The organism is Paraburkholderia sp. NMBU_R16 (assembly GCF_013282575.1).
Classification (GTDB): Bacteria; Pseudomonadota; Gammaproteobacteria; order Burkholderiales; family Burkholderiaceae; genus Trinickia.
Genome location: NZ_JAAAYE010000096.1, coordinates 1 through 9,529, shown reverse-complemented (window position 1 = coordinate 9,529; position 9,529 = coordinate 1). Strand labels below are relative to the sequence as shown.

14 protein-coding genes and 1 pseudogene are annotated in these 9,529 nt (G+C 60.4%); 14 read left to right on the top strand and 1 reads right to left on the bottom strand.

The window, feature by feature from the left end:
* Positions 1-130: 130 nt before the first annotated feature.
* A pseudogene (locus GWC77_RS26015) lies at positions 131-514 on the top strand (dicarboxylate/amino acid:cation symporter); the annotation flags it as partial.
* 216 nt (positions 515-730) lie between these two features.
* On the opposite strand, the gene GWC77_RS26010 reads toward GWC77_RS26015, so the two are convergent.
* Positions 731-1,129 carry a helix-turn-helix domain-containing protein gene (locus tag GWC77_RS26010; protein ID WP_173261801.1) on the bottom strand — a complete coding sequence of 133 codons (399 nt, stop codon included), beginning with the start codon at positions 1,127-1,129 and terminating at the stop codon, positions 731-733.
* 35 nt (positions 1,130-1,164) lie between these two features.
* On the opposite strand from GWC77_RS26010, the gene GWC77_RS26005 reads away from it, so the two are divergent.
* The 13 genes from GWC77_RS26005 to GWC77_RS25945 all read left to right on the top strand — a co-directional run bounded on the left by GWC77_RS26005 (position 1,165) and on the right by GWC77_RS25945 (position 9,373).
* A complete protein-coding gene (locus GWC77_RS26005) occupies positions 1,165-1,470 on the top strand; it encodes a DNA-binding protein (protein WP_367949115.1) in 306 nt (101 codons plus the stop codon).
* Positions 1,471-1,551: 81 nt separating this feature from the next.
* Positions 1,552-2,196, top strand: a complete 645-nt coding sequence (locus GWC77_RS26000; RefSeq protein WP_173261795.1) for a hypothetical protein — start codon at positions 1,552-1,554, stop codon at positions 2,194-2,196.
* Positions 2,197-2,309: 113 nt separating this feature from the next.
* On the top strand, positions 2,310-2,519 hold the full coding sequence (locus GWC77_RS25995; RefSeq protein WP_173261792.1) for a hypothetical protein: 210 nt from the start codon (positions 2,310-2,312) through the stop codon (positions 2,517-2,519).
* Positions 2,520-2,705, top strand: a complete 186-nt coding sequence (locus tag GWC77_RS25990; protein WP_173261789.1) for a hypothetical protein — start codon at positions 2,520-2,522, stop codon at positions 2,703-2,705.
* Positions 2,702-3,334: a lytic transglycosylase domain-containing protein gene (locus tag GWC77_RS25985; RefSeq protein WP_173261786.1), complete on the top strand. Its 633-nt coding sequence runs from the start codon at positions 2,702-2,704 to the stop codon at positions 3,332-3,334. The genes GWC77_RS25990 and GWC77_RS25985 overlap by 4 nt, the downstream gene beginning before the upstream one ends.
* An 11-nt stretch (positions 3,335-3,345) precedes the next feature.
* Entirely contained in the window at positions 3,346-3,678 is a 333-nt protein-coding gene (locus GWC77_RS25980) for a hypothetical protein (protein ID WP_173261783.1), read from the top strand.
* 5 nt (positions 3,679-3,683) lie between these two features.
* Positions 3,684-4,112, top strand: a complete 429-nt coding sequence (locus tag GWC77_RS25975; protein WP_173261780.1) for a VirB3 family type IV secretion system protein — start codon at positions 3,684-3,686, stop codon at positions 4,110-4,112.
* A complete protein-coding gene (locus tag GWC77_RS25970) occupies positions 4,105-4,317 on the top strand; it encodes a hypothetical protein (protein WP_173261777.1) in 213 nt (70 codons plus the stop codon). Before GWC77_RS25975 ends, GWC77_RS25970 begins: the two co-directional genes overlap by 8 nt.
* Positions 4,308-6,713, top strand: coding sequence for a transporter (locus GWC77_RS25965; RefSeq protein WP_173261775.1), 2,406 nt, complete (start codon positions 4,308-4,310; stop codon positions 6,711-6,713). The genes GWC77_RS25970 and GWC77_RS25965 overlap by 10 nt, the downstream gene beginning before the upstream one ends.
* A complete protein-coding gene (locus tag GWC77_RS25960) occupies positions 6,710-7,225 on the top strand; it encodes a hypothetical protein (protein WP_173261772.1) in 516 nt (171 codons plus the stop codon). Before GWC77_RS25965 ends, GWC77_RS25960 begins: the two co-directional genes overlap by 4 nt.
* Positions 7,226-7,399: 174 nt before the next feature.
* The gene (locus GWC77_RS25955; protein WP_173261769.1) at positions 7,400-7,744 is read left to right on the top strand and encodes a hypothetical protein; all 345 of its coding nucleotides are present in this window, start codon (positions 7,400-7,402) and stop codon (positions 7,742-7,744) included.
* Positions 7,745-7,777: 33 nt separating this feature from the next.
* Positions 7,778-8,428, top strand: a complete 651-nt coding sequence (locus tag GWC77_RS25950) for a type IV secretion system protein (RefSeq protein WP_173261766.1) — start codon at positions 7,778-7,780, stop codon at positions 8,426-8,428.
* Positions 8,429-8,440: 12 nt separating this feature from the next.
* Positions 8,441-9,373, top strand: a complete 933-nt coding sequence (locus tag GWC77_RS25945; protein ID WP_173261763.1) for a type IV secretion system protein — start codon at positions 8,441-8,443, stop codon at positions 9,371-9,373.
* Positions 9,374-9,529 lie beyond the last annotated feature (156 nt).

The window sequence follows — 9,529 nt, the reverse complement described above, 5'->3', positions numbered from 1 at the left end:
TCCGGCTTCGCGCGTGCACGAACTCACGCCGCGAATCTGGAAATCGCTCTTCGCCGACAACCCGCTGCGCTCGCCACTGCATCAGATCGCCTGAGATCGCAACGACGTCGGTCAATTACCGATTACGGCCTTCACGACGCGGTCCTCAGAAATTACATTCCCGATCCATCTTAGGAAACTGACCGAGATGGGCATCCCTCAACCAGTCGCCGCGACAATCCTGCCGCTGTCATATGTCTTCAACCGTGACGGGGCGGTGCTGTATACAGCACTCGTCGTCGGTTATTTGATGGACGTCTATCACATTGCTTGGAGTTGGCAACTCGCAGTAACAATCGTCGTGTTGGCGGTTCTCATGATTGACGGGGCAGCGAGTGTGCCATCGGGCGCTGTCGTCGCCATCACCGTGATCCTATCCGCAGTAGGCCTGCCCATTGAGGCGATCACGTTGATCCTGGGTGTCGACGCGTTCTTCGATATGGGGCGCACGGCTTTGAACGTCTATTCGAGCACCGGTGCTGTGGCCCTCGGGATGAGATTCACGGGAGATCGATCAAGCGCGTCAGGGGAAAGCATGCCGCGTGACGCGGAGGTCATCGCTGGGCCCGGCGCCGATTCCGTGCGGGTTTCGGGTTCGCTGACAAGCGGCGCCGTGGGCTGGCGACAGTGATAACCGCGCTACGATCCTCGCCTAGATGCTAAGGCCGATCGTGCGGTACGAACCGTGACGTCAGTCCAGAAGGTCGACGGCCTTTTGAGCAACAAGCGGGTCGACTCGTCCCGACTCAGCTGCAGCTTGATAGATCAGTGAGAACAGTTTTGCTTTTTCCGTGGGTGCGACTTGGCGTTTAGCGGCTTCGATGCAGCGCTCCAGAGTGACGAAAACGGATTCCAGCAAGTCGGTGTCCACGGAGCCGTAGCGCGGTGCGACTTGCCCTGTTAGAAGGTACGTCACATCGAAGCCATGCTCGAGGAGAGTCATCAGATAGGCGGCGTCAGGATAACGTTCACCCGCTTCGTACGCAGCTTGCGTCTTGCGATGGACGTTAGTCCATCCCGCGACTTCGGCTTGCGTGACGGACAGCCGGCGTCGCTCCGCGACTAGGCGCGCGCAAAAATCGGATGGCATAAAAAGGTGCCCTTTATATTGTCAATGGAGCGAAAATGTCTCATACTGACCATAATTGCTTCAGCACTCGACAGTATACGGACCCCAATAAGATGGCATTGAAGACACGGGCACAGGTTCTGGCAGAGTTCGATCGATGCGGCGAATCCGTGTCGAACTGGGCGGCTCAGCACGGCATTCCGCGTAATACCGTTAGTGGGCTTTTGCAAGGACGCCTCAAGGGAAGGCGAGGACATGCGCACAAGGCGGCAGTGTTGCTCCGCCTAAAAGAGGGGGTCGTAGATGGACGAGTAGTTGAGATCGTGGCCTTGACGCCGGAAGCAAAAAACGAGGGGGAGTAGCGAAGAAGTAACGGTTGATGCCGATGTTGGCGCACCGACATCAACCTGACCATTACGCAGCATCTGATGAGGAAGTCCGGAATGGCTAAAACCATTGTAGCGCATTGGTCCCGTCGCGCGACCAACGCGATATTTGGCGCGCTCGCATCGACCGCAGTGTCGGTTTTGTCCGCTGAGCCCGCCCATGCCGACGGCTGGGGCTGTCAGGTCATGTTGTGTTTGTCCGATCCCCGCGGACCTGAAACCGAGGGCGCATGCGTTCCTCCAATCGAAAAGCTTTGGGACGCACTCTCGCACGGCCATCCTTTTCCGACATGCGATCTGATGGAAAGCCGGGATTCGCTTTCGCCGGAGATTCGCAGCGCCATTCCGCCCGACGTCTTGCAGACGCTGCAATCAACGACCATCAGTGGTGGCAACGCCGGCGCCAGTGGCTCGTACTGTCCGTATGACCTTATGTACCACGACTCGCGCATCGGTCCGGCGTGCCGGGCGCGTAGCGTGATCCAGGTCAAAGTCGACGGCCAGGTCTTCACTCGCGTTTGGTGGGGAATCTCGGGTGGCCTCTTCGGTGGGGCCCAGTCGCAAACCGAATATTTCGGCGCTGGCTCCACCACGCCATTCTACGATCCCGCTCAGAGCGCGCAGCGATGGATCGACGAGAACAACTGTAACGAGACGAGCGCCTTGGGGTGCGTCTCCTACGGCAAAGGCAGTAATCACTGACTGACCTTGTTGTAGCGACTTACAACGATCGTTCCGAGATTCAGTCGATTAGTACTCCTAACGGACCAGCCGGGGATGTTCAGCGAATCGATGCGTGAAAACAGGACAAATCTATGGACAAGCTACTTTCGTGGGTGCGGTGGGGCATCCGTGCGCTGCTGATCTTCATCGCCGTGACGTCGGCACTCGGCGCCTCGTGCTGGATGGTCGAGCGCTATTCGATCCGAGACCTGGTTGCTGTCGCTCTGGTTGGGTTCGGTTGGTTGGCGATCGGCTACGCGATGTGTACGCGTGGCCGCCCGCGAGCTCGAGAGGATCTGTGAGTGATGCGCAAACTGCTTACACATCCCATTGCGAAACCGATCATTCACGGCGTGCCGACCTTTGGTGCCGGCGATTTTGGCGCGATGGCATTCGCCGTACTGGCAACTGTCCGGCTCCCGATCGACTTGCTCACGCTCGCCGAGCATTTCGTACGCCGGTTAAATGCTCGCCGGAGCGGTACATGATGCCGGTCGATTTCTCCCTGCTCGCGCAGCAATGCGCGCCGGCTGTCGCCCCGACGACTCTCCAGGCGCTCGTCAAGACGGAATCTGGCTTCAATCCCTACGCGATTGGTGTGGTTGGAGGGCATCTTGCGCGTCAGCCGGCTACTCGCAACGAGGCGCTGGCAACGGCGCGTGCGCTCGAAGCGGCAGGCCGGAACTACAGCATGGGTTTGGCGCAGGTCAACCGCGCCAACTTGCGCGCGCTCGGACTCACCTCCGAGTCCGTGTTCGATCCCTGCGCGAATCTGCGCGCGGGCGGGGTCCTCCTCGCCGATTGCTACAAGCGCGCATCGGGCGCCAGGTTAGGGCCGCAAGACGCCATGCGTGCGGCACTCAGCTGCTACTACAGCGGCAATTTCACTCGCGGCTTCATGCCGGACCAACACGGCACGAGCTACGTCCAACGCGTTGCCGCGAACGCGGCTGACCTCCCCGCGAGCGCCGTTGTCGTGCCGCCGATCGCCGTCGTACCGGACCGCGTCGCGCCGGCCTCCGGTCCGGTGCACGTTCGCAGAGCACCGCGCCCTGAAGACGCGCAGGCAAGCCTGCAAAACCACCACCCCGCCTGGGATGCCCTGGGCGACTTTTAACGGAGCGACAGATGAAGAGAAGGCAATTCGGAACAGCGATCGGACGCACGCTCGCTGCGCTGTACGAGCGTCGTGCCATCGCGAGCGTCGTGCTGTTGGCAGCAGCGAGCCAGGCATACGCCGGCGGTGGGCTGAATGCGGGTACACAGGCTGTCAACAATTTTGTTATGTGGTTCTACGCTCTGTGCGGAACAGGGGCGGGCGGGTATCTCCTTTGGGAAGGGGTCCAATGCTGGAGTAAGAAGGCCGATTGGGTTCACGACTTCGGCGGGGGTATCGCGAAAGTCGCCGGTGTTGGAGCGGCGCTCGTACTCGCTGGCTGGGCATTTGGCCTGTTCGGCTGATCGCCATGGAAGACGAACGCACGTTGTATCCGTCCTTCGGTGGCCTAAACCGAATCGCAATGATCTGGGGTGTTCCGCTGTTCCCAGCACTCATCGTTGCATGCTCGTCGTTGATGGCAAGCATGTTCGGCGGCTTTGTGCTGGGGCCCGGGGGGCTGCTCATCGGCACGGCTGGCGTCCCCGTTTTCCTTTTCCTGCGACACATTTGCGAAACCGACGACCAGGCGCTGCGCTTGTTCTGGCTGGAGTTCCGCTGTTGGCTAGAGCGTCGCATCGTGTCGGTCTTCGGCAAAACGCACACCTTGGCACCGATGCGTTATGGGCGCTCGCTGGAGGTCTACACCCGCTCCTTTTGCCACGGCCAGGACCTCGAGCGGTTCGACGCCTTATGCGAGCGCTTGCTTGTTCCAATGGAGGATGACTGCGATGAGTGAACGCAAACCAATGCGCACGGTCAGCAAGCCGAGAGGGGCGTCGGCGGCGGCCCGCCTCGCACCGGGCCACACGCTGGCCTTGGGCACGGTGGCTACCGGCAAGACCGTCTATGGCCTACTGCGTTTGACGCCGGACGAGTTGCGGCTCATGCGACGCAGGCTCGCGGAAGGCACAGGTAACGCGGGAGACGAAGCATGGGCGTGAGGGATGACCTTAACCGGCTCGTCGCGTCATCCGAAGATAAGCTGCCGCGCATCGGACGCCCGGTGTCGGAAACGGCGACGAGCATCGATAACGGCGGTGCCTTCATGGTGCTGCGGTTAAGCGGCGTGCCATTCGAATCGGTCAGCCGCGGCGAGATCGAGGCCCGCTACGACAGCTGGAATCGCCAACTTGCGGCGATGACGCTGGAAAAGGGCAACCGCCTGTCGCTGTGGACGACGTTTCGGCGCCGGCGGGTCTCCTTCGGCGACGAGTACCGGTTCTTCAATCCGTTCATCCAACAGGCCGTCGACAAGTACCTACAGCGCTTTCGCAAGCACGATCATTTCGAGAACAGCTTTTACATCACGGCGATCCTGCAGGGCGACGAGCTGGACGAGTCGGTGCGCGAACTCGAAGAGTTGAGCGAATCGCTGACGAAGGCGCTCGTTGCTTACGACCCGCAGGTTCTCGAAACGTACGCGCATAACGGCATCCTTTTTTCCGAGCCATACCAATTCATCGGGGAATTGGTCAACGGCATCGACGAGCGCGTCCCGGTGACGCAAGCCACCGGCCGAGACCTGATTCCGACCTCGCATCTGCATTTCCACTATGACACCGTCGAAATTCGCACCGATCGGTCAACCCGCTTTGCCACCTGCTACGACCTGAAGGATTTTCCGAAGGCGGGGTGGGGGCAGACGAATCCATTGCTGTCGTTGCCCGTTGAATTCACGCTCACCCAGAGCTTCGGCTGCCTGAGTACGGCCGAAGCCATGGATGCGATCGAGACGCAGATCAACAATCTGCAATCAGTCGAAGACAAGGCGACGCACCAAATCGACGAGTTGAAGGAAGCGCTCGCGCTGATTGCGGCGCGCGATCTCGCATTCGGCGACTATCACGGCGCGCTGGTCGTGTACGGAGACACAGCGGAGCAGGCCATCAGCAACGGCGCATACGTGACGAGCCGTGCATTGAACGATTGCGGCTTTAAGTTCGTGAAGGCCACGGCATCGGCGCCTTACACCTATATGAGCCAGGTCCCGGGGTTCAAGACGAAGCCGCGGCCGATGCCCAAGTCGACGCGTAGCCTGGCGTCGTCGTTTTCCATGCACACCTACGCGGCGGGCAAAGCGCGTGGCAATCCGCTCGGTGACGGCTCGGCGCTGATGCCGGTGCAGACCGTGGCCAAGAGCTTGTTTAGCCTGAATTGCCACGCGTCGCGCCTTGACGAAGACAGCGTTGGCGAGAAGGTGGCCGGCCACACGCTGATTCTCGGCTCGACCGGCACGGGCAAGACCACCCTCGAAACGATGCTGCTCAGTTTCCTTGAGCGGTTCGACCCGAAGATCTTTGCGCTCGATCTCGATCAGGGCCTGCGCATCTTCCTCGAAGAGATCGGAGCGCTCTACTATACCCTGCGCGAAGGGGAGCCGACAGGCCTCGCACCGCTCGGCCTGCCCGACACGAAGCGCAACCGCGCGCACCTGTACGACCTGGTCGGCGCATGCTGCCGCGACGAGAACGGCAAGCTCAGCGCCGAAGACAAGCGGCAGATCAAGCATGCGGTCGACACGGTCATGGCCCTCGAGCAGATCGAGCACAAGACCTTTAGCCGCCTACTCGAGTCGATCGCGGACACCGGAGAGGAAAACAGTCTGTGGGTTCGCCTGAGTCAATGGTGCGGCGCGACGAACGGTCGCTTTGCGTGGGCGTTGGACAACGTGCCGAACACACTGACGAACGTTGCGGACGTGCGTCGGATCGGATTCGACGTGACGGATTTCCTCAAAAAGGACTACGCGGCAACAGAGCCGGTTCTTGCGCACTTGCTGTATTTGAAGGAACAAATGCAGCGTAAGGGTGGGCTCCTTGCCACGGTCATCGCTGAATTCTGGCTGCCGGCGAGCTATCCGACCACCCAGGAGCTGATCCGCAAGTCGCTCAAGACGGGGCGCAAGGCCGACGAGTTCATGATCCTGGATTCGCAGTCGCCGGAAGACGCGATTCAGTGCCCGATTTTCGCGGAGATTCGCGACCTGACCGCTACGAAGATCTACTTGCCGAATCCGGACGCCACGCGCGAAGGCTACAAGCTCTTGAACCTAACCGATCGCGAATTCGACACGCTCAAGCGCTTGTCGAAGGAGTCGCGCACGTTCCTTATCAAGCAGAGTAACCAGTCCGCATTCGCGACGCTCGATCTTGGTGGCATGAACGACGAAATCGCGGTGCTCTCTAGCAGCCTCGACAACGTTGCGATCTGGGAACAATGCACGCGCGACGCGCACGGCGATGCGGCGCTGCGCATGCAGCTCTTTCAGGCACGGCGAAAGGGCAAGCGCAATCGGAGGGCCGAGGCGCCGCTTATGGCGGAGGTCGACTACCGATGAAGCGAAACCTACGCCTCGAGCCGGCAGTCGGTCCGGCCACGCGCGGGCAGCTAGAGCGCTGGGCCGATCAGCACGATCGAACATGGGACCGGATTGTCGGTGCGGGCGTTGTCATCTTCGGGCTGGCTCTTTTCGGCCTTGCCGGTTTGGCGACGACCGAAGCCTTCCCGGCGTTCGAAGGCACTCGGTCATCGTTGAGCGCTGGCAACCCCGCAGTGAGTGGCCTGTGGTGGCTTGGGCTGCTTGGCCTGATCGTGTCGCTGGCTTGCGCTCTGACCTTCGCTTGGTTGTGGTGGCACTTGGTCCTTCGGCGCGACTTTCGCCCGATGAATCCCTATCGACCTATCGACGTCAAGCTCGACGAGCTGGAACGCGCCAACGCTGGGCATCCGGGCGCGCTGGCCTATCTCGACGCCGTTCGCCAACAACGGCGGCCAATCGTCCAGCACGACATTGACGCGCTGGCGACCATCCGCGGGCAACAGCGGTTCAACCAAGGAGCAGATCAATGAAGCATGGGTGCAAGTGGCGCGAGCATCGGCGATCGTCTCGTAGAGCGAAGCGAAGTCAACCCATCTCTGTTCGCTGCCGCCGACGTATGCGCGGAGCGTCACGTCTCCTTCGGCGCCGGCTGCCGGCGTGAAGCAAATACCCGCTCTTGAGCGGGCCCAACAAGGAGCATAGCGATGAAGTTTCGCGTAAAGAGTCTGCTAGTGACCTCGATGCTTGGCATGACCTGCGCTGCAGGCGCGACTGGCATTCCCGATATCGATCCAAGTGCGCTCCAGGCATACATCGCCCAGGCGCGTCAGATACATATGACGCAGGCGCAAGAGCGAGACGAACAGGCCGAGACGCCCCCGCGCGACATCGCCGCATCGCCAACGGCCCGCTCGGAGAGGCCCGCGGAAGCCGCAAGTGCATCGGCCAACACGAACCAGCAATTATTGGCGCAACTCATTGGGATCCACACGACGCTCCAGGAACTGCTGGAACTCGAGCGCTCGAAGGTCTCGAGCGCCTCACATTGAACACACAACCGCCTCACATTGGGAATCATCAAGATGAGAACCATCTGCAAATTGATCGGTGCCGCCGCGATCGCCGCGCCGTTGTCGATGCAAAGCGCTCAGGCGCAGGGCATTCCGGTGCTCGACGTGTCCAACCTCGCGCAGGCAATCCTCACCGTGAAGCAACTGGAGCAGGAGTACATCACGGTCTCGGACGCATATCACTCGACCATCGGCAACCGTGGCCTGGGCGACATCTTCAATGATGCGTCACTGCGCAATTACTTGCCGGATCAATGGCAGTCCGTGTACGACCAGGTGAAGAGCGGTCAGCTCAACGGCATCAGCGGCGTGGCTCAAAGCATCGAGCAGCAAGAAGGCATGACAGCGTACACCCCGGGGCAGCAACGGCTGAACGACACGGAAGCGGCGAACAAGGCGATGGCGATGCGCGCGTATCAAGCGTCAATCGGCCGGCTGAATAACATCCAGCAACTGATGCAGCAATCGAATCTAACCCAAGACCCTGCGGCGAAGGCGGATCTGCAAAATCGTTGGTCTGCGGAGATTTCGTCGATCAACGCAGACAAGATGCGGCTCGATCTGGCGGCAAGGCTGGAGGACGCGGAGAAGTCGCTCGCTCAGCAGGCGGCGCATCGCGATATGCAACAGCGGCTGAACGGCGACGACGCGAGCGAACAATAACGGAGCGCGGCCATGCAACTGCACATCTTCACCGATATGTTCAATGCGTTTGACACGCAGGTGCTGGACACGATCAACACCGGATCGGCGAGGATGGTTTCGCTCATCAGTCCGCTGGTCGCCGCAGGATTTAGCCTCTACGTGCTGCTTGTGCTGGTGTCGTATTGGCGCGGCCACAACGACAAGCCGATCGTCGACTACATGATGAAGATGGCCGGATGGGCGGCTGTGCTGACGGCCGGCATGAACATCGGCTACTACAGCGAGTTCGTGGTGCCGTTCTTCAACGGGCTCGGTGACGACCTCAGCCGTGCGCTAATGGGCGGGAGCGATTTGGGCAACGGGCTCGACACTCTGTTGAACCTCTATATCGATGCAATCAAGAGCCTGTACAACGGCTTGCAGGCATACCAGATTGGGCTCTTTGTCGAGGTCTCGGTGCTTGCACTATGCATATTTCTGGTCGGTATGCCGTTCCTCGCGATCGCCGCGGCCTACATCATTCTTGCGAAGTTTGCGCTCGGGCTGTTGCTTGCACTCGGACCCGCCTTTATTCTCGCAGCCCTTTTCCCGGCCACGAGACAGTTCTTTCAAAACTGGGTCGGGCAGTGCCTGAACTACGGGCTGCTTGTTGCCCTCTTCGGCGCCGTCGGCGCCATCGAAGTGCGGTTCATGACGTCCGTATTGCCGACCAGCTTTAGCGCCAAAGAAATGATGCTGACCTATAGCCTCGAAGCGAAGATCGTTGGGATCGGCCTCGTGTTCATCATCGTATCGCTAGGGATGCCGTCCCTCGCGTCGCAGCTGGCGGGGGGCGTCGGGATATCGTCGATGGTCGGGAAGATCGGCAATGCGGCCGGTGCGGCAATGAGAGCAATGAGATTCCTGAGCGCCAACGGCGGGCGGTCATCGATTCTGTCGAATAACTCGATCGGCCGCGCATAAGTCTCAATCACTACAAGGAGAAGTTAATGGGCTCTTTTGAAAATGCAGTGGGTAACGCGGCTCACGAGGCATGCGGGTTGAAGCTGGAGAAATCTAGCTTGCCGGCGATGAGGAACAGCACGGTTCGCATTGTTTCGAAGCGCGTGTAGCCGCGCG